The organism is Enterobacter sp. SENG-6, from assembly GCF_001605945.1.
GTDB lineage: Bacteria > Pseudomonadota > Gammaproteobacteria > Enterobacterales > Enterobacteriaceae > Enterobacter > Enterobacter cloacae.
Genome location: NZ_LOMM01000022.1, coordinates 107,271 through 125,850 on the forward strand (window position 1 = coordinate 107,271; position 18,580 = coordinate 125,850).

Genomic DNA, 18,580 nt, shown 5'->3' on the forward strand with positions numbered 1-18,580 from the left:
TGTTAAGGGTTCTCTCGTCAGTTCAATGTTTACCGCCGCGCTATTTCCTTACGCGGCGGCATGTTAGTCAGTCGGTTGTCTGACTATTCTTTCTCGGCAATGTACGGATCCTCATAGCCCAGAGCAAGCATTATCTCTGTCTCAAGGGACTCCATCTCTTCCGCTTCGTCATCTTCAATATGATCGTAGCCCAGCAGGTGCAGGCTTCCATGGACGACCATATGCGCCCAGTGGGCCTCGAGCGGCTTTTGCTGCTCTTTGGCTTCCTGTTCCACCACCTGACGGCAGATGATCAGATCGCCGAGCAGCGGCATTTCAATACCCGGTGGGGCTTCGAACGGGAAAGAGAGCACGTTGGTTGGCTTATCTTTCCCGCGGTAGGTCAGGTTAAGCTCATGGCTTTCTGCTTCATCCACCAGGCGAATCGTGACTTCTGACTCTTCCTGAAACTGGGGGATAACAGCATCCAGCCATTTCTGAAACTGCGCCTCTTCTGGCATGCCGGAATTATCTTCACATGCCAGCTGTAAATCGAGGATCACCTGACTCATTTCTGTTCTTGCTCCTGCGCTTCGCGCTTACGTTCTGCGGCCAGTTCGGCCTTACGCTTCTGATCGGCCTCTTCCCAGGCTTCATAGGCGTTAACGATACGCGCGACCACCGGGTGGCGTACCACATCTTCACTGTGGAAGAAGTTAAAGCTGATTTCGTCCACCTCAGCCAGCACTTCGATGGCGTGGCGCAGGCCCGATTTGGTGCTGCGCGGCAGGTCAATCTGGGTGACGTCACCGGTGATAACCGCTTTCGAGTTGAAGCCGATACGCGTCAGGAACATCTTCATCTGTTCGATGGTGGTGTTCTGGCTCTCATCCAGAATAATGAACGCATCGTTAAGGGTACGGCCACGCATGTAGGCCAGCGGGGCGACTTCAATCACGTTACGCTCAATAAGCTTCTCAACTTTCTCAAAGCCCAGCATTTCGAACAGCGCGTCGTACAGTGGGCGCAGATAAGGATCCACCTTCTGACTCAGGTCCCCCGGCAGGAAGCCGAGTTTTTCACCTGCTTCAACCGCCGGGCGGGTCAGCAGAATACGGCGGATCTCCTGGCGCTCCAGCGCATCAACCGCAGCGGCGACGGCCAGATAGGTTTTACCTGTACCCGCCGGACCTACGCCGAAGGTGATGTCATGGTCGAGAATGTTGGCAATGTACTGCGCCTGGTTCGGTGTACGCGGCTTAATGACGCCACGTTTGGTCTTGATATTTATGGCTTTGCCATAGTCCGGCACGCTTTCTGCGCTCTGCTCAAGCACGCGCGCCTCTTTAATGGCGAGGTGAATTTGTTCCGGTTCGATATCCTGAATTTCGCCACGCATCGGGGCGGTATCAACATACAGGTTACGCAGGATGTCCGCAGCCGCATTGACGCAGATAGGGCGTCCGGTGAGTTTGAAATGATTATCGCGACGATTGATTTCGATACCCAGACGTCGCTCCAGTTGTTTGATGTTGTCATCAAACGGCCCGCACAGGCTCAGCAGGCGAGCGTTGTCTGCGGGCGTTAGGCTAATTTCAAGCGTGTCTATGTTCAAACTGTTCCTCTTTGATTGGTTAACTGGCCCGGCGCCCTCAGGCGTAATAAAACGGTTATTACCGAAATTATTCACGCCATGGAAAAAAGGCGCAAGCGTTGCGGAAGATATTGGGGACGTTGAGAGGAAATACAAGGCCTGCCGGGAAGGCAGGCCTGAAGGATTATGGCTGGTAAACCCGAACGCCAGAATCGTTTTCTTTACGCGTGCGGGAAATGACGGATTCAGGCGATTGCGCAATGCGCAGCCCCATCTCATCTTCGGTGCGCACCAGTTTTCCGCGCAGCGAGTTGGTCAGCACTTCCACAATCTCGACGTCCACAAATTTACCGATCATGTCCGGGGTGCCTTCGAAATTCACCACGCGGTTGTTTTCGGTACGGCCTGAGAGTTCCATGATGCTCTTACGGGAGGTGCCTTCCACCAGAATACGCTGGACGGTGCCGAGCATGCGCCGGCTCCAGGCGTTGGCCTGCTGGTTGATACGCTCCTGCAGAATATACAGACGCTGTTTTTTCTCTTCTTCCGGGACATCGTCAACCATATCGGCCGCCGGTGTGCCAGGGCGTGCAGAGAAAATAAAGCTGTAGCTGACATCAAAATTCACTTCGCCGATGAGCTTCATGGTGCGCTCGAAGTCGTCAGCGGTTTCACCAGGGAAGCCAACGATAAAGTCGGAACTTATCTGGATATCCGGACGCGCTTCACGCAGCTTACGAATGGTGGATTTGTACTCCAGCACCGTATGCGGACGCCCCATCAGGTTCAGCACGCGATCAGAGCCGCACTGAATCGGCAAATGCAGGAAGCTCACCAGCTCCGGCGTATCGCGGTAAACGTCGATAATATCGTCGGTGAATTCCATTGGATGGCTGGTGGTAAAGCGAATACGGTCGATACCATCAATCGCAGCTACCAGGCGCAGCAGTTCAGCAAAGCTGCCGGTGGTGCCGTCGTAGTTCTCACCACGCCAGGCGTTCACGTTCTGACCCAGCAGGTTCACCTCGCGTACGCCCTGTGCGGCAAGCTGTGCGATTTCAAACAGAATATCGTCTGCCGGGCGGCTCACTTCCTCACCACGGGTATAAGGCACCACGCAATAAGTGCAGTATTTGTTGCAGCCTTCCATGATTGAGACGAACGCGGTCGGGCCATCCGCACGCGGCTCGGGCAGACGGTCAAATTTTTCGATCTCCGGGAAGCTGACATCAACGACCGGACTACGATCGCCGCGCACCTTGTTGATCATTTCCGGCAGGCGGTGCAGGGTCTGGGGGCCAAAGACAATATCCACATAGGGGGCTCTCTGACGAATCAGCTTACCTTCCTGCGACGCGACGCAGCCACCCACACCGATGATCAGGTCCGGATTTTTTCGTTTGAGAAGTTTCCAGCGACCTAAAACGTGAAAGACTTTTTCCTGCGCTTTTTCACGAATTGAGCAGGTATTCAGCAGCAGCACATCGGCTTCTTTCGCATTTTCAGTCAGCTGGTATCCGTGGGTGGTATCCAGCAGATCGGCCATCTTGGATGAATCGTATTCGTTCATCTGACAGCCCCAGGTTTTTATATGGAGTTTTTTAGTCATCGACTTGCTCAGCTCAGGATTGCAAGCCGTGTATTGTAATGCTTTGGTGGGGTTGTGACCAGTATGAAGGTTATGCGTCTCAGGACTGCAAAAATCCGGTAAACTTAAGGGATTCTCCAATAAGGAAAAGTGACCATGACACTCCAACACACCGAAATTGCCGTTGTCGGCGGCGGTATGGTCGGCGGCGCGCTGGCGCTGGGGCTGGCGCAGCAGGGATTTGAGGTAACGGTTATTGAGCAGGCGGCACCTGCTGAGTTTGACCCGACGGCAAAGCCGGATGTCCGCATTTCCGCCATCAGCGCGGCCTCTGTTGATTTGCTTCGCGGGCTGGGCGTCTGGGAGGCGGTGCTCGATATGCGGGCTCACCCTTACAGTCGCCTTGAAACCTGGGAATGGGAAAATGCCCACGTCGCGTTTGATGCCGCCGAGCTGAAGCTGCCGCGTCTGGGCTATATGGTGGAAAACAACGTCCTCCAGCGAGCGCTCTGGCAGGCGCTGGAGGCGCATCCGAAGGTGACGCTGCGTGTTCCTGCGTCGCTGAAGGCGCTGCATCCTCACAATAGCGGCTACACGCTGACGCTCGACAGCGGAGATGAACTGGCCGTGAAGCTGGTCATTGGGGCTGACGGTGCTCACTCGCAGGTCAGACAAATGGCGGGCATCGGTGTTCATGCCTGGCAGTATGAGCAGTCCTGTATGCTGATCACCGTTCAGTGTGAAAATGCGCCGGGAGAGAGTACCTGGCAGCACTTTACCCCGAATGGTCCGCATGCCTTTTTACCGCTGTTCGATAACTGGGCATCGCTGGTGTGGTACGACAAACCGGCGCGCATTCGCCAGCTACAGGGGCTGTCAATGGAGCAGTTGCAGCGTGAAATTCTGCAACACTTCCCGGCCCGTCTTGGACATATCACGCCGGTTGCCGCTGGGGCGTTTCCTCTTACACGTCGCCATGCGCTGCAGTATGCCCGTGAAGGGCTGGCGCTGGTGGGCGATGCGGCGCACACCATTCATCCCCTGGCGGGGCAGGGCGTGAACCTCGGGTATCGTGACGTTGACGCTTTACTGGATGTGCTGGGCAATGCACGCGCGCATGCGGAAGCCTGGTCAAGCCATCATGTACTCAAGCGCTACCAGACGCGACGTATGGCGGATAACTTCATCATGCAGTCGGGGATGGATCTGTTCTATGCCGGTTTCAGCAATGATCTGGCCCCGGTGCGTATTCTGCGTAACATTGGATTGATGGCGGCGGAACGCGCTGGCGGGTTGAAGCGCCAGGCGCTGAAATACGCTCTCGGACTCTAATCCTTTCCTTTTACCCTCTCCCCGTGGGAGAGGGCCAGGGTGAGGGCATCAGGCCGCACAATTCTGTACAAAAACAAAAAAGCCCGCAGAGCGGGCTTGTTTGTTTTAAGTGGCTGGGGTGCAGGGATTCGAACCCCGGAATGCTGGTATCAGAAACCAGAGCCTTACCGCTTGGCGACACCCCAATTGCGTTAAACGTACTGCTTAACGACTTTTAAATTGGCTGGGGTACGAGGATTCGAACCTCGGAATGCCGGAATCAGAATCCGGTGCCTTACCGCTTGGCGATACCCCAACAATTTTTTATTACCGAAATAGATCGATAATCTTAATATGGTGGCTACGACGGGATTCGAACCTGTGACCCCATCATTATGAGTGATGTGCTCTAACCAACTGAGCTACGTAGCCAGTACTGCGTTCTTCGATGGCTGGGGTACCTGGATTCGAACCAGGGAATGCCGGTATCAAAAACCGGTGCCTTACCGCTTGGCGATACCCCAATACCGCGGAGAACCGCATGATCGAAGAAATATGGCTGGGGTACCTGGATTCGAACCAGGGAATGCCGGTATCAAAAACCGGTGCCTTACCGCTTGGCGATACCCCATCCGTGCAACGCTTACCTGGGAATGGTGCGGGAGGCGAGACTTGAACTCGCACACCTTGCGGCGCCAGAACCTAAATCTGGTGCGTCTACCAATTTCGCCACTCCCGCAAAAAAGATGGTGGCTACGACGGGATTCGAACCTGTGACCCCATCATTATGAGTGATGTGCTCTAACCAACTGAGCTACGTAGCCATCTTTTTTTCGCGTTACCTTATCGGCGTTGCGGGGCGCATTATGCGTATAGACCCTTGCAGCGTCAACACCTTTTTCAACGAAAATGGCCGGAATGTGACTGTTTGGTTAGGTTGCGAACAGCGTGACCGAATATTCGGCAATTATTGGTTATTAATCGATTTTAGACGGTGAAATGTAAGGCAAATAAAAACAGGCCCCGCAGGGCCTGATGTTCAAATACGTGTTTATTTATAGGCAGACTGGTGAACGCCTACTGCACGTCCTGATGGATCGTTCATCGCTTTGAAAGATTCATCCCATTCAATGGCTTTCGCTGAAGAGCAGGCCACTGATGGACCGCCTGGCACACACTCAGCAGCACTCGGTACCGGGAACAGCTCTTCGAAGATCTCACGGTACAGATACGCTTCTTTAGAGCCTGGCGTGTTGTACGGGAAGCGGAAGCTTGCTGTTTCCAGTTGTTGGTCTGAAACCTGTTTCGCCGCCACCTCTTTCAGGGTGTCGATCCAGCTGTAGCCAACGCCATCCGAGAACTGCTCTTTCTGACGCCATGCCACGCTCGCCGGCAGGTAGGATTCAAAACATTCACGCAGGATATGTTTTTCCATTTTACCGTTGCCGCACATTTTGTCCTGCGGGTTAATGCGCATGGCCACGTCGAGGAATTTTTTATCCAGGAACGGAACGCGCGCTTCAACACCCCATGCGGACATCGCTTTGTTAGCACGTGCGCAGTCAAACATGTGCAGCGCCTGCAGTTTACGTACGGTCTCTTCATGCAGCTCTTTCGCGTTCGGCGCTTTATGGAAGTACAGGTAACCGCCAAACACTTCATCAGAACCTTCACCTGACAACACCATCTTGATGCCCATTGCTTTAATCTTACGGGACATCAGATACATAGGGGTGGATGCACGAATGGTCGTCACATCATAGGTTTCAATGTGATAGATCACGTCGCGGATCGCATCCAGTCCTTCCTGCACGGTGAAATGAATTTCATGGTGCACGGTGCCGAGGTGGTTCGCCACGTCCTGCGCGGCTTTCAGATCCGGTGCACCTTCCAGCCCGACGGCAAAGGAGTGCAGCTGCGGCCACCAGGCTTCTGAACGCTCCTGATCTTCAACACGACGCGCCGCAAATTTCTTGGTGATGGCTGAAATAACGGAGGAGTCCAGTCCGCCGGAGAGCAGCACACCGTAAGGCACGTCTGACATCAGGTGGCTTTTAACGGAATCTTCCAGCGCCTGACGCAGCTCGGCTTTGTCAGTCACGTTGTCTTTTACCGCGTCATAGTCAAACCAGTCGCGCTGGTAGTACTGACGGATTTCGCCATCTTTGCTCCACAGATAGCTACCTGCCGGGAACTCTTTAATGGTGCGGCATACCGGCACCAGCGCTTTCATTTCAGACGCAACATAGAAGTTGCCGTGTTCATCATGGCCCATATACAGCGGAATGATACCAATGTGGTCGCGGCCAATCAGATAAGCGTCTTTTTCGCTGTCGTACAGGGCGAATGCAAACATACCCTGCAGGTCGTCCAGGAACTCAGGGCCTTTATCCTGATACAGCGCCAGAATGACTTCACAGTCAGAGCCGGTCTGGAAGGCGTAGCGATCGCCATACTCGGCACGCAGCGCCTGATGGTTATAGATTTCACCGTTTACAGCCAGCGCGTGTGTTTTTTTCTCGTTATACAGCGGCTGTGCACCGGCGTTGACGTCCACAATCGACAGACGTTCGTGAGCCAGAATTGCTTTGTCACTGGCGTAAATACCGGACCAGTCCGGGCCGCGATGGCGCATCAGGCGGGACAGCTCGAGTGCTTTTTTACGCAGTTCGCCCGCGTCAGTTTTAATATCCAGTACGCCAAAAATTGAACACATAACCTTCTCCGTTAACCCTGTTGCTTTGTAATGTTGCTTGCTTATGAAAATGCCGCAAAGGAGAAGAGCGCGCAAGGGTTTTACCGGGTTAAACGGAAATAGTGCAATGGTGATTGCGGAATGTTGAAAAAAGAGTATGCCATGAACAGTTTTATTGATGATTATGCAATGAACTGGCGTTTTTGTTAGATGTGATTTTATTGGACGGGGCTATAAATGAAAAACCACGCCCTGAGGCGTGGTTCTGAATTAGATAATGTCAATTTCGTCGACGGAGGGGTAGATCCAGCTCGGCCGAAACGGCATCGAATCAATGTCATCAAGTTGAGAGACACCGGAGAGAACCAGAATGGTCTCCAGACCCGCCTGGAAACCGGCCAGAATATCGGTGCGCAGGTTATCACCGACAATCACCGTCTCTTCAGAGTGGGCCTGCATCGTGTTCAGCGCGGCACGAATGATCCACGGGCTCGGTTTACCGACCACAAACGGTTTACGACCGGAGATTTTTTCGATACCGGCGCACAGTGCGCCGCAGGCCGGATAGAAACCACGGCCGTGCGTATCGGGGTTGGTGGCGATAAAGCGCGCGCCGCTGGCGACAAAGTAGGCGGCCTTATGCATCATCTCCCAGTTAAACGAGCGCGTTTCGCCGACGATCACAAAGTCCGGGTTCACATCGGTAATGGTAAAGCCTGCTTTATACAGCTCGTGGATCAGCGCACCTTCACCGACCACGTAGGCTTTTTTCCCTTCCTGACGCTTCAAAAAATCTGCCGTCGCCATTGCGGAGGTATAAAACACGCTGTCCGGTACGTTAATGCCCGCAGTGGCAAAACGGTTCGCCAGATCCTGACCGGTTTGGGAAGGGTAGTTCGTGAGAAGAACCAGCGGCATTCCTTTGTCGATGATGCGGTGTAGAAACTCCGCAGCACCTGGCACGGCGACGTTGTCGTGCATCAGCACGCCGTCAATATCACAAATTACATTCTTAATGGTCATGAACAATCCGACATCAAAAAAAGAAGGCGTTACTATAAGTCCCGATTAGCTTTCCAGCAAATGCTGCAACAGGATCCCGTTGAGCATGGCGCGTTTGACCAGCGCAAACGCGCCAATCGCAGAGCGGTGATCCAGCGTCGAACGCACGACCGGTAAATTCTGACGAAACGCTTTCAACGCCTGGGTGTTAATGCAGCCTTCAATCGCGGGCAGTAACACTTTTTCCGCCTCGACGATTTCACCTGCAATCACCACTTTTTGTGGATTAAAAAGGTTGATGGCAATGGCAATGGTTTTGCCGAGGTGGCGCCCGACCTGTTCGATCACTTCGCAGGCCAGCGCATCGCCTTTATTGGCGGCTTTGCAGATGGCGCCGATTTTACAATCATCCAGCGTCACGCGGCTCTGGTAGCCTTGTTCCAGCAGATGACGGACGCGATGCTCAATGGCCGCGTTGGCGGCAACCGTTTCAAGACAGCCAAAATTACCGCAGTGGCAGCGCTCGCCAAGCGGTTCCACCTGGATATGACCAATCTCGCCCACGTTGCCGTTACGACCAATAAAGATACGTCCGTTGGAGATAATGCCCGCCCCGGTACCGCGGTGAACACGCACCAGAATAGAGTCTTCACAGTCCTGACTCGCACCAAAGTAGTGCTCGGCCAGCGCCAGCGAGCGGATGTCGTGACCCACAAAGCAGGTCACTTTAAAGCGCTTTTCCAGCGCCTCCACCAGCGCCCAGTTCTCGACCGGGATATGTGGCATATAACGAATGACACCGCTTTCAGGATCAACCAGCCCGGGCAGGATCACCGAAATGGCGATGAGCTCGCGGATCTTGCGCTGACAGCTTTCGATAAAGTGCGCGATGGTATTGAGCAGCGCGTGCTCCAGTGTCTCCTGGGTGCGCTCCGGAAGAGGGTAGTGCTCTTCGGCAATGGCTTTACTGCTCAGATCGTAAAGCGTCAGGGTGGTGTCATGGCGACCAAGACGAACGCCAATGGCCTGAAAATTGCGGGTTTCGGTGATGATGGAAATTGCGCGGCGGCCTCCGGTGGAGGCCTGCTGATCGACTTCTTTGATCAGGCCGCGCTCAATAAGCTGACGTGTAATTTTTGTCACGCTGGCGGGAGCAAGCTGGCTTTGTTCGGCTATCTGAATACGTGAGATTGGCCCGTGTTGGTCAATCAGGCGATATACCGCCGCGCTGTTAAGCTGTTTAACGAGATCGACATTACCGATTTGAGCTTGTCCGCCTGGTGTCATACTTTTACTTACTCAGTGACGACCTCGTTACCATTAACGATGGTCTTAATAATTTTATAATCGTGTGTGAATGCCGTCAGGTTTGCAACCATGCCTGGTGCAATTCCGCCAAGCTGTTTATCCACGCCGATGGCACGCGCAGGATAAAGGGTTGCCATGCGCAGCACTTCTTCAAGCGCAATGCCGCAATGCTCGACCAGGTTACGCACGCCTTCAATCATGGTCAGGGAGGAGCCGCTCAACGTACCGTTTTCATCCACACACAGTCCGTTGCGGTAGTATATTGTTTTACCGGCAAAAATGAACTGCTCAATATTTGCACCTGCCGGTGCGGTGGCATCCGTCACCAGGCAAAGCTTGTCACCTTTCAACCGCTTGGCGTTGCGAATGTTGGTGTAATCGACGTGTAAACCGTCCGCGATGATGCCGCAGTAAACGTCTGGCTCATCCAGAATCGCCCCGACCAGCCCCGGTTCACGACCCGTGATATACGGCATGGCGTTATACAGGTGTGTCGCAAAGGTAATACCCGCACGGAAACCGGCTTTTGCCTCTTTCAGCGTGGCGTTTGAATGGCCCGCTGACACGACAATCCCGGCGGCGGCCAGTTTGCTGATCACATCAGTACCGGTCATTTCAGGTGCCAGCGTCACTTTGGTGATCACATCCGCATTGGCACACATATAGTCAACCAGTTCGGCATCAGGCTTACGCACGTAATCCGGATTATGCGTCCCTTTCTTGACCATATTCAGCCATGGCCCTTCAAGGTGCAGACCCAGAGCCTGATTTGGGTGTTTCGCCAGGTATTCACGCATAACGCGGATACCTTGTTTCATCAGCTCATCGCTGCTGGTGATGAGGGTTGGCAGATAGCTGGTGCAGCCCGATTTCTCGTTCGCTTTCTGCATGATTTCCAGCGTTTCGACGGTGACGGCGTCTGCGGTGTCGTTAAACTGCACACCGCCGCAGCCGTTCAGCTGTACGTCGATAAAACCGGGGGAGATTACTGCTCCATTGAGTGAGCGCTGTTCAATCTCCGGCGGCAGCTCTGCCAGCGGACAAACACGTTCAATCAGGCCATTGGCGATAACAATCGCATGGTCATCCAGAATTTCATGGCCGGTATAAATCCGACCGTGGGTTAAAGCGTACATAACGACCCCCGGTTAAAAAAAGCGGCCGCCTCTTCATGAAGAGGCGGTTATTCAATTACAGACCTTTGATGTTCTCAGCTTCTAACTCGTTGAAGTATTTCAGCGTCTTCACCTTCAGTTCCATCGTGGACGGTTCGTCACAAACGATGACGGATTTTGGATGCAGCTGCAGGCAGCTGATGGTCCACATGTGGTTTACGTTGCCTTCAACGGCAGCCTGGAGCGCCTGCGCCTTCACGCTGCCCAGCACCAGAATCATCACTTCTTCGGCATCCAGCAGCGTGCCGACACCGACGGTCAGGGCATATTTAGGAACCTGGTTCACATCGCCATCAAAGAAGCGGGAGTTTGCCACGCGCGTGTCATGGGTCAGCGTTTTAATACGGGTACGGGACGCCAGTGACGACGCGGGTTCGTTAAACGCGATATGACCATCGTTACCCACACCGCCCATAAACAGGTGGATTTTACCGTAAGAACGGATTTTTTCTTCATACTGACGGCATTCTGCGTCAATATCAGGCGCGTTTCCATTCAGCAGGTTAATGTTTTCAGCTGGAATATCAACGTGATCAAAGAAATTACGGTGCATGAAGCTATGGTAGCTTTCCGGGTGATCCTTCGGTAAGCCGACATATTCATCCATGTTGAAGGTGACAACGTGTTTGAAGCTAACCTGGCCTGCTTTGTGCATCTCTACCAGTGCTTTATATGCGGTCAGCGGTGTGCCGCCGGTAGGGAGGCCAAGTACGAAAGGACGATCGGCGGTTGGTTTGAAGGCGTTGATACGGTTAACGATATGGCGAGCGGCCCATTTACCGACTTGTTCAGCAGTTGCCAGGGGAATCAGTCTCATTGTTCACCTCAAGAGTTTAAGTAGAAGAGTGGGCGGATGGGTATCGGGACCTGATACTTAAGCGTAACCTGGAACCTTTCAGGCCGGATCAATCCGTCTTGATTTTTCGAATGATAAAATAAGTTTTCGATGTTAGCCAGTGAAAGGGAGGGTGGTAAACGATATTTGGTGACAAAAATCACAAAAAGTACGCTTTTAATTTGCGATACGAATTAATTTTTCACACACTCACAATGCCAGTGAATCATCAACTGTATTTCTAGTTCGTGACACAATAAAAAACATAGTTAATGCACGAGCCTTAACAAGGGTCTCGTAGGGGGAATAGGATGAATATTTTAGGTTTTTTCCAGCGCCTCGGTAGGGCTTTGCAGCTCCCTATCGCCGTGCTACCGGTTGCAGCACTGCTGTTGCGATTCGGGCAACCCGATCTTCTTAACGTGCCGTTTATCGCGCAAGCGGGTGGTGCGATATTTGACAACCTGGCGCTGATTTTCGCCATCGGCGTGGCGTCCAGCTGGTCTAAAGACAGCGCGGGTGCCGCGGCGCTGGCAGGGGCAGTCGGTTATTTCATCCTGACCAAAGCGATGGTAACCATCAACCCTGAAATCAACATGGGTGTTCTGGCGGGTATTATTACCGGTCTGGTCGGCGGTGCAGTGTACAACCGTTGGGCGGGTATCAAACTGCCAGATTTCCTGAGCTTCTTTGGCGGAAAACGCTTTGTCCCGATTGCGACCGGCTTTTTCTGTCTGATTCTGGCCGCTATCTTTGGTTATGTCTGGCCACCGGTACAGCATGCCATTCATGCAGGCGGTGAGTGGATCGTATCTGCGGGCGCAATGGGGGCAGGTATCTTCGGTTTCATCAACCGTCTGCTGATCCCAACCGGCCTGCATCAGGTTCTGAATACCATCGCATGGTTCCAGATTGGTGAGTTCACCAACGCGGCAGGTACCGTATTCCACGGTGATATCAACCGCTTCTACGCGGGTGACGGCACTGCGGGCATGTTTATGTCCGGTTTCTTCCCAATCATGATGTTTGGTCTGCCGGGCGCTGCACTGGCAATGTATCTGGCCGCGCCAAAAGCGCGTCGCCCAATGGTTGGCGGCATGCTGCTCTCTGTTGCGGTAACGGCGTTCCTGACCGGTGTTACTGAGCCACTGGAATTCCTGTTCATGTTCCTGGCTCCGCTGCTGTACCTCATGCACGCGGTGCTTACCGGTATCAGCCTGTTTGTGGCCACCCTGCTGGGCATTCACGCGGGCTTCTCCTTCTCTGCCGGTGCGATCGACTACGTGTTGATGTACAACCTGCCGGCAGCCAGCAAAAACGTCTGGATGTTGGCTGTGATGGGCCTGGTGTTCTTCGTTGTCTACTTCCTCCTGTTCAGCGCGGTTATTCGTATGTTTAACCTCAAAACGCCGGGTCGCGAAGATACAAAAGATGACGTCGTAACCAGTGAAGCAAACAGCAATACCGAAGAAGGGTTGACCCAGCTGGCAACCAGCTATATCGCCGCGGTAGGCGGTACCGACAACCTGAAAGCCATTGATGCCTGTATTACCCGTCTGCGTCTGACCGTTGGCGACTCTGCGCGCGTAAGCGATGCCATGTGCAAACGCCTGGGCGCGTCTGGTGTGGTGAAACTGAACAAACAAACCATCCAGGTTATTGTGGGTGCGAAAGCCGAATCTATCGGCGATGAAATGAAAAAAGTGGTTGCCCGTGGACCGGTTGCTGCTGCCTCAACGGATAGCGCGCCTGTGGCTGATGCTCCGGTTGCTAAACCGCAGGCTGTACCAAACGCCGCTACTATCGCCGCGCTGGTTTCACCGGTTACGGGTGAGGTGGTCGCGCTTGAGCAGGTACCTGACGAAGCGTTTGCCAGCAAAGCGGTCGGTGACGGTGTTGCGGTGAAACCAACGGAGAAAACCGTTGTGTCTCCTGCGGCGGGCACCATCGTGAAAATCTTCAACACCAACCACGCGTTCTGCCTCGAAACCGAAAAAGGCGCGGAGATCGTGGTTCATATGGGTATTGATACCGTTGCGCTGAACGGCCAGGGCTTTACTCGCCTGGTGGAAGAGGGCGCAGAAGTGGTTGCAGGCCAGCCGATTCTGGAAATGGATCTGGACTTCCTGAACGCCAATGCCCGTTCGATGATAAGCCCGGTGGTATGCAGCAACATCGACGACTTCAGCGGCCTGGTGCTTCAGGCAAAAGGTCAGGTGGTTGCGGGGCAAACGCCACTGTATGAGATTAAAGGCAAGTAATCGCTCCTGAGTAGAGTCATGCCTTAAGCGGCGGGGGAGATCCTCCGCCGCTTTTTTTTGCAGCAAATGCCCCCATTATTTTCTTCCGGGACGTTTTAAGGGTTGTCACTACGTCCGGCTTATAAGATCATATGCCGTTATACGTTGTTTACGCTTTGAGGAATCCACGATGAGTGAGGCAGAAGCCCGCCCGAGTAACTTTATTCGTCAGATCATCGATGAAGATCTGGCCAGTGGTAAGCACACCACAGTGCATACGCGTTTCCCGCCGGAGCCAAATGGCTACCTGCACATTGGTCACGCCAAATCGATCTGCCTGAACTTTGGTATCGCACAGGATTACCAGGGGCAGTGCAACCTGCGTTTCGATGACACCAACCCAGTAAAAGAAGACATCGAATACGTTGAGTCCATTAAGAACGACGTGCAATGGCTGGGCTTCAACTGGTCTGGCGATATCTGCTACTCCTCTGACTATTTCGATCAGCTGTATGCCTATGCCGTTGAGCTGATCAATAAAGGTCTGGCCTATGTTGACGAGCTCTCTGCAGATGAAATCCGTGAATACCGCGGCACGCTGACGGCACCGGGTAAAAACAGCCCGTTCCGCGATCGCAGCGTGGAAGAGAACCTGGCGCTGTTTGAAAAAATGCGTGCTGGTGGTTTCGAGGAAGGTAAAGCGTGCCTGCGTGCCAAAATCGATATGGCATCACCGTTTATCGTGATGCGCGACCCGGTGCTTTACCGCATTAAATTCGCTGAACATCACCAGACCGGTAACAAGTGGTGCATCTACCCGATGTACGACTTCACCCACTGCATCAGCGATGCGCTGGAAGGCATCACCCACTCGCTGTGTACGCTGGAATTCCAGGACAACCGTCGTCTGTACGACTGGGTGCTGGATAACATCACAATTCCGGTGCATCCGCGTCAGTACGAGTTCTCTCGTCTGAATCTGGAATACACCGTGATGTCCAAGCGTAAGCTGAACCTGCTGGTGACCGATAAGCACGTTGAAGGCTGGGACGACCCACGTATGCCGACCATCTCTGGTCTGCGCCGTCGTGGCTACACCGCGGCGTCAATCCGTGAGTTCTGCAAACGCATTGGCGTGACCAAGCAGGATAACACCATTGAGATGGCGTCTCTGGAATCCTGCATTCGTGAAGATCTGAACGAAAACGCGCCGCGCGCGATGGCCGTTATCGACCCGGTAAAACTGGTTATCGAAAACTATCCGCAGGGTGCGAGCGAAATGGTCTCGATGCCTAACCATCCGAACAAACCGGAGATGGGCAGCCGTGACGTACCGTTCAGTGGTGAAATCTGGATCGATCGTGCTGACTTCCGCGAAGAAGCGAACAAACAGTACAAGCGACTGGTGCTCGGTAAAGAGGTGCGTCTGCGTAACGCCTATGTGATCAAGGCTGAGCGCGTAGAAAAAGATGCGGAAGGCAACATCACCACGATCTTCTGCACATACGATGCCGAGACCCTGAGCAAAGATCCGGCGGACGGTCGTAAGGTGAAAGGCGTGATCCACTGGGTCAGTGCATCACACGCGCTGCCGGTAGAGATTCGTCTGTACGATCGTCTGTTCAGCGTGCCTAACCCAGGCGCAGCAGAAGACTTCCTGGCGACCATCAACCCGGAATCGCTGGTCATCAAACAGGGTTACGCTGAGCCATCCCTGAAAGCGGCTGAGGCGGGTAAAGCGTTCCAGTTTGAACGTGAAGGTTACTTCTGCCTGGACAGCCGTCACAGCACCGCTGAAAAACCGGTATTTAACCGTACGGTCGGTCTGCGTGATACCTGGACGAAAATCGGCGAATAATAACGCCGCGCTGGTCAATGAGAAACAAACGCCGCGTAATGCGGCGTTTTTTTATAGAGTGATCATGCCTTTAAAGCAGTAGCCAAATAGCGTTTATAAAAATAACAGGTCAATGTGGTGCTACTTATTTTTTTTAAAAAAAGTTTATCCCCTTTCAAAAGTCTGACACACCGTAAAAAGAATATCATTTAACGCGTTACTTATTGAAAATCGGCCTTTTCCCCCGCCAGTTCTGGCATCCCGTTAAATGTTACAAAGCACTACCAATTATGTGCTCTTCGTCATAATCCTGAGTTTTAGCCACCGAAAAGCATTGATAATTCGCGTCGCGAAAAATAACCTAAAGACGGTAGTTATTCGAGGGTATTTCCGACTACCCCTGACCATCAGGTCTTTTATATTTTTCGCCGTTTTAGGCGTTTTAATTCGTCAAAGAGGAATAATCTATGCGTACGTTCAGTGGCAAACGTAGTGCGCTGGCGCTGGCTATTGCCGGTGTGACAGCAATGTCAGGCTTGGTGGTGACGCCAGACGCTAAAGCAGCAGGCTTCATCGATGATTCAACCCTCACGGGCGGTATTTATTACTGGCAGCGTGAACGTGACCGTAAAGATGTCACGGAAGATAAATATAAAACGAACCTTTCTCACTCTACCTGGAACGCCAATCTGGATTTCCAGTCTGGTTACGCTGCCGATATGTTCGGCCTGGATATTGCCGCCTTCACGGCAATTGAAATGGCGGAAAATGGTGACAGCGGCCACCCGAACGAAATTGCCTTCTCCTCCAGTAATAAAGCGTATAAAGAAGACTGGTCCGGAGATAAAAGCGGTATCAGCCTGTATAAAGCTGCTGCGAAATTTAAATACGGCCCGGTATGGGCGCGCGGTGGTTATATTCAGCCAACTGGTCAAACCCTGTTAGCTCCGCACTGGAGCTTTATGCCAGGTACCTATCAGGGGGCAGAAGCGGGCGCCAATTTTGATTACGGTGACGCGGGTGCGTTAAGCTTCTCGTATATGTGGACCAACGAGTATAAAGCGCCGTGGCATATCGAAATGGACAAGTTCTACCAGAACGATAAAAAGACCAAAGTGGATTATCTTCACTCGCTGGGCGCGAAGTACGACTTTAAAAATGATTTAGTGCTTGAAGCGGCATTTGGTCAGGCGGAAGGTTATATCGATCAGTATTTTGCTAAGGCCAGTTATAAATTTGACATCGCGGGTAGCCCGCTGAGTACCAGCTACCAGTTCTACGGTACGCGAGATAAAGTCAGTGATGGTGGCGTGAATGATATTTATGACGGCACGGCGTGGTTGCAGGCGCTGACCTTCGGCTACAAAGTCGGTCAGGTAGATTTGCGTCTTGAAGGAACGTGGGTAAAAGCGGAAGGGCAGCAGGGCTACTTCCTGCAGCGTATGACCCCAACCTATGCCTCTTCAAACGGTCGTCTGGATATCTGGTGGGATAACCGTTCCGACTTCAACGCCGATGGCGAAAAAGCAGTCTTCTTCGGCGCAATGTATGATCTGAAAAACTGGAACCTGCCAGGCTGGGCGGTGGGGGCATCTTACGCCTACGCATGGGATGCGAAGCCTGCTGATATGGCAACGCCAGACGCATACTACGATCCAAACTATCGTCTCAAAGAATCCGCTTACAGCCTTGATGCGATCTACACCCTGCAGGATGGTCGCGCCAAAGGGACCATGTTCAAACTTCACTTTACACAATACGACAACCACTCCGATATCCCGAGTTACGCGGGCGGTTACGGCAACATCTTCCAGGATGAACGCGACGTGAAATTCATGGTTATCGCACCGTTCACCATCTTCTGATGACTCGTCCGGCGGGGTAATTCCCGCCGGACCGGAGACTACATATGAAAAAGATTGTAATCGTCGCGTTGCTGGCATCGGGACTGGTGGCTTGTGCGCAGAATCAGGCCCCGAAAGAGGACTCCCGTCTGAAAGAAGCCTACAGCGCGTGTATCAATACGGCGGAAGGTTCGCCGGAGAAGATCGAAGCCTGTCAGAGCGTGCTGAATGTGCTGAAAAAAGAGAAAGCGCATGAACAGTTCGCAACCCAGGAGAATATTCGCGTAATGGATTACCAGGCCTGTATCCAGGCGCGTAAAACCGGTAACGATCAGGAAGTCGCGAAGCGTTGCGATCAGATCTGGAAAGAGATTCGCAGCAACAACAGCCTTTAACCCGCTGTTATCATGCCCGGTAGCGCTGCGCTGCCGGGCTTTTTTTTGCCAGACCGCAGGCAAAAAAAAGCCAACCTTGCGGCTGGCTCAGAGTATGAAACGTGTTTATTTCGCGTCGTGCGCGTGATCGTCTTCGCGGCAATCGCCTTCAGCGCAGTGACCATACAGGTACAGGCTGTGGTTCGTCAGGCGGATACCGTGACGTGCGGCGATTTCACGCTGGCGAGATTCAATGGAATCATCGCTGAATTCAATGACCTTGCCGCAATCCAGGCAGATCAGGTGATCGTGGTGATGCTGTTGAGTCAGTTCGAATACAGATTTACCGCCTTCGAAATTATGACGGGTGACAATGCCCGCGTCATCAAACTGGTTCAGCACACGATAGACGGTTGCCAGCCCAATCTCTTCGCCCATGTCGATAAGACGCTTATAAAGGTCTTCCGCACTGACATGGTGATTGTCTGGACCCTGAAGCACTTCAAGGATTTTTAACCGAGGAAGCGTAACTTTCAGGCCAGCCTTCTTTAATGCGGTATTGTTGTCAGTCATGCGGAATCTGTCCTGTTGCTAAACGATTCACTTCTGTAGGAAGTGACAGAAATTGCACCCGGGATAATGCGTCTCATTATAGAACTGCCATGGCTAAATGAAAACTGCAAGTCTCAGGTAAAGTATGCTTATAAAAACGTGGTATCACCAACAAACTTGCATTGTGAAAGCCACGTTTTATCAGGGGGTCATTGTACAGGTCTGGGCGAAAAAGTTAAAAGATTG

General features: G+C 52.9%; 14 protein-coding genes and 7 tRNA genes. 5 read left to right on the top strand and 16 right to left on the bottom strand.

Annotated elements, in window-relative coordinates; translation table 11 throughout:
* Positions 1-83: 83 nt before the first annotated feature.
* From ybeY to miaB, 3 genes are all read right to left on the bottom strand, one after another.
* Positions 84-551 (bottom strand): rRNA maturation RNase YbeY, encoded by a 468-nt coding sequence (gene ybeY / locus AX755_RS12085; protein WP_003858677.1) that lies wholly within the window; start codon positions 549-551, stop codon positions 84-86.
* Positions 548-1,594: a PhoH family protein gene (locus tag AX755_RS12090; protein ID WP_020684942.1), complete on the bottom strand. Its 1,047-nt coding sequence runs from the start codon at positions 1,592-1,594 to the stop codon at positions 548-550. The genes ybeY and AX755_RS12090 overlap by 4 nt, the downstream gene beginning before the upstream one ends.
* Before the next feature lie 163 nt (positions 1,595-1,757).
* Positions 1,758-3,182 (bottom strand): tRNA (N6-isopentenyl adenosine(37)-C2)-methylthiotransferase MiaB, encoded by a 1,425-nt coding sequence (miaB, locus tag AX755_RS12095; protein ID WP_013097574.1) that lies wholly within the window; start codon positions 3,180-3,182, stop codon positions 1,758-1,760.
* Positions 3,183-3,317: 135 nt separating this feature from the next.
* Here miaB and ubiF point away from each other — a divergent pair, with 135 nt between their 5' ends.
* Positions 3,318-4,493 carry a 3-demethoxyubiquinol 3-hydroxylase gene (ubiF, locus tag AX755_RS12100; RefSeq protein ID WP_029882141.1) on the top strand — a complete coding sequence of 392 codons (1,176 nt, stop codon included), beginning with the start codon at positions 3,318-3,320 and terminating at the stop codon, positions 4,491-4,493.
* Between the two features lie 110 nt (positions 4,494-4,603).
* On the opposite strand, the gene AX755_RS12105 is transcribed toward ubiF, so the two are convergent.
* The 12 genes from AX755_RS12105 to nagB all read right to left on the bottom strand — a co-directional run bounded on the left by AX755_RS12105 (position 4,604) and on the right by nagB (position 11,469).
* Positions 4,604-4,678 (bottom strand) — tRNA-Gln (locus tag AX755_RS12105).
* Between the two features lie 35 nt (positions 4,679-4,713).
* Positions 4,714-4,788: transfer RNA gene (locus AX755_RS12110), tRNA-Gln, on the bottom strand.
* Between the two features lie 39 nt (positions 4,789-4,827).
* Positions 4,828-4,904, bottom strand: a tRNA-Met gene (locus tag AX755_RS12115).
* A 17-nt stretch (positions 4,905-4,921) separates the two neighbouring features.
* Positions 4,922-4,996, bottom strand: a tRNA-Gln gene (locus AX755_RS12120).
* Positions 4,997-5,028: 32 nt separating this feature from the next.
* A tRNA-Gln gene (locus AX755_RS12125) sits at positions 5,029-5,103 on the bottom strand.
* A 23-nt stretch (positions 5,104-5,126) separates the two neighbouring features.
* A tRNA-Leu gene (locus tag AX755_RS12130) sits at positions 5,127-5,211 on the bottom strand.
* An 8-nt stretch (positions 5,212-5,219) separates the two neighbouring features.
* Positions 5,220-5,296: transfer RNA gene (locus tag AX755_RS12135), tRNA-Met, on the bottom strand.
* Between the two features lie 227 nt (positions 5,297-5,523).
* The gene (asnB, locus tag AX755_RS12140) at positions 5,524-7,188 is read right to left on the bottom strand and encodes an asparagine synthase B (protein ID WP_045293388.1); all 1,665 of its coding nucleotides are present in this window, start codon (positions 7,186-7,188) and stop codon (positions 5,524-5,526) included.
* 249 nt (positions 7,189-7,437) lie between these two features.
* Positions 7,438-8,190, bottom strand: a complete 753-nt coding sequence (gene nagD / locus AX755_RS12145; RefSeq protein WP_013097571.1) for a ribonucleotide monophosphatase NagD — start codon at positions 8,188-8,190, stop codon at positions 7,438-7,440.
* Positions 8,191-8,235: 45 nt separating this feature from the next.
* Positions 8,236-9,456, bottom strand: coding sequence for a DNA-binding transcriptional regulator NagC (nagC, locus tag AX755_RS12150; protein ID WP_013097570.1), 1,221 nt, complete (start codon positions 9,454-9,456; stop codon positions 8,236-8,238).
* A gap of 8 nt (positions 9,457-9,464) precedes the next feature.
* Positions 9,465-10,613 (bottom strand): N-acetylglucosamine-6-phosphate deacetylase, encoded by a 1,149-nt coding sequence (gene nagA / locus AX755_RS12155; RefSeq protein WP_013097569.1) that lies wholly within the window; start codon positions 10,611-10,613, stop codon positions 9,465-9,467.
* Between the two features lie 55 nt (positions 10,614-10,668).
* Entirely contained in the window at positions 10,669-11,469 is an 801-nt protein-coding gene (gene nagB, locus AX755_RS12160; protein WP_013097568.1) for a glucosamine-6-phosphate deaminase, read from the bottom strand.
* Positions 11,470-11,798: 329 nt separating this feature from the next.
* On the opposite strand from nagB, the gene nagE reads away from it, so the two are divergent.
* The 4 genes from nagE to chiQ all read left to right on the top strand — a co-directional run bounded on the left by nagE (position 11,799) and on the right by chiQ (position 17,803).
* Positions 11,799-13,748 (top strand): PTS N-acetyl glucosamine transporter subunit IIABC, encoded by a 1,950-nt coding sequence (gene nagE / locus AX755_RS12165; RefSeq protein WP_062856834.1) that lies wholly within the window; start codon positions 11,799-11,801, stop codon positions 13,746-13,748.
* A 169-nt stretch (positions 13,749-13,917) separates the two neighbouring features.
* Entirely contained in the window at positions 13,918-15,585 is a 1,668-nt protein-coding gene (gene glnS / locus AX755_RS12170) for a glutamine--tRNA ligase (RefSeq protein WP_013097566.1), read from the top strand.
* A gap of 446 nt (positions 15,586-16,031) precedes the next feature.
* Complete coding sequence (chiP, locus tag AX755_RS12175; RefSeq protein WP_038418907.1) at positions 16,032-17,429, top strand: chitoporin ChiP; 1,398 nt, start codon at positions 16,032-16,034, stop codon at positions 17,427-17,429.
* Positions 17,430-17,473: 44 nt separating this feature from the next.
* Positions 17,474-17,803 (top strand): ChiQ/YbfN family lipoprotein, encoded by a 330-nt coding sequence (gene chiQ, locus AX755_RS12180; protein ID WP_020684948.1) that lies wholly within the window; start codon positions 17,474-17,476, stop codon positions 17,801-17,803.
* Positions 17,804-17,908: 105 nt separating this feature from the next.
* Here chiQ and fur read toward each other — a convergent pair whose 3' ends face one another.
* Complete coding sequence (fur, locus tag AX755_RS12185; RefSeq protein ID WP_010428651.1) at positions 17,909-18,355, bottom strand: ferric iron uptake transcriptional regulator; 447 nt, start codon at positions 18,353-18,355, stop codon at positions 17,909-17,911.
* Positions 18,356-18,580: the final 225 nt, after the last annotated feature.

What these genes read in the sequence shown, in the direction of transcription:
- ybeY (WP_003858677.1), bottom strand. Translation starts at nt 551, where the DNA reads ATGAGTCAGGTGATCCTCGATTTACAGCTGGCATGTGAAGATAATTCC.
- miaB (WP_013097574.1), bottom strand. Translation starts at nt 3,182, where the DNA reads ATGACTAAAAAACTCCATATAAAAACCTGGGGCTGTCAGATGAACGAA.
- ubiF (WP_029882141.1), top strand. Translation starts at nt 3,318, where the DNA reads ATGACACTCCAACACACCGAAATTGCCGTTGTCGGCGGCGGTATGGTC.
- asnB (WP_045293388.1), bottom strand. Translation starts at nt 7,188, where the DNA reads ATGTGTTCAATTTTTGGCGTACTGGATATTAAAACTGACGCGGGCGAA.
- nagD (WP_013097571.1), bottom strand. Translation starts at nt 8,190, where the DNA reads ATGACCATTAAGAATGTAATTTGTGATATTGACGGCGTGCTGATGCAC.
- nagC (WP_013097570.1), bottom strand. Translation starts at nt 9,456, where the DNA reads ATGACACCAGGCGGACAAGCTCAAATCGGTAATGTCGATCTCGTTAAA.
- nagA (WP_013097569.1), bottom strand. Translation starts at nt 10,613, where the DNA reads ATGTACGCTTTAACCCACGGTCGGATTTATACCGGCCATGAAATTCTG.
- nagB (WP_013097568.1), bottom strand. Translation starts at nt 11,469, where the DNA reads ATGAGACTGATTCCCCTGGCAACTGCTGAACAAGTCGGTAAATGGGCC.
- nagE (WP_062856834.1), top strand. Translation starts at nt 11,799, where the DNA reads ATGAATATTTTAGGTTTTTTCCAGCGCCTCGGTAGGGCTTTGCAGCTC.
- glnS (WP_013097566.1), top strand. Translation starts at nt 13,918, where the DNA reads ATGAGTGAGGCAGAAGCCCGCCCGAGTAACTTTATTCGTCAGATCATC.
- chiP (WP_038418907.1), top strand. Translation starts at nt 16,032, where the DNA reads ATGCGTACGTTCAGTGGCAAACGTAGTGCGCTGGCGCTGGCTATTGCC.
- chiQ (WP_020684948.1), top strand. Translation starts at nt 17,474, where the DNA reads ATGAAAAAGATTGTAATCGTCGCGTTGCTGGCATCGGGACTGGTGGCT.
- fur (WP_010428651.1), bottom strand. Translation starts at nt 18,355, where the DNA reads ATGACTGACAACAATACCGCATTAAAGAAGGCTGGCCTGAAAGTTACG.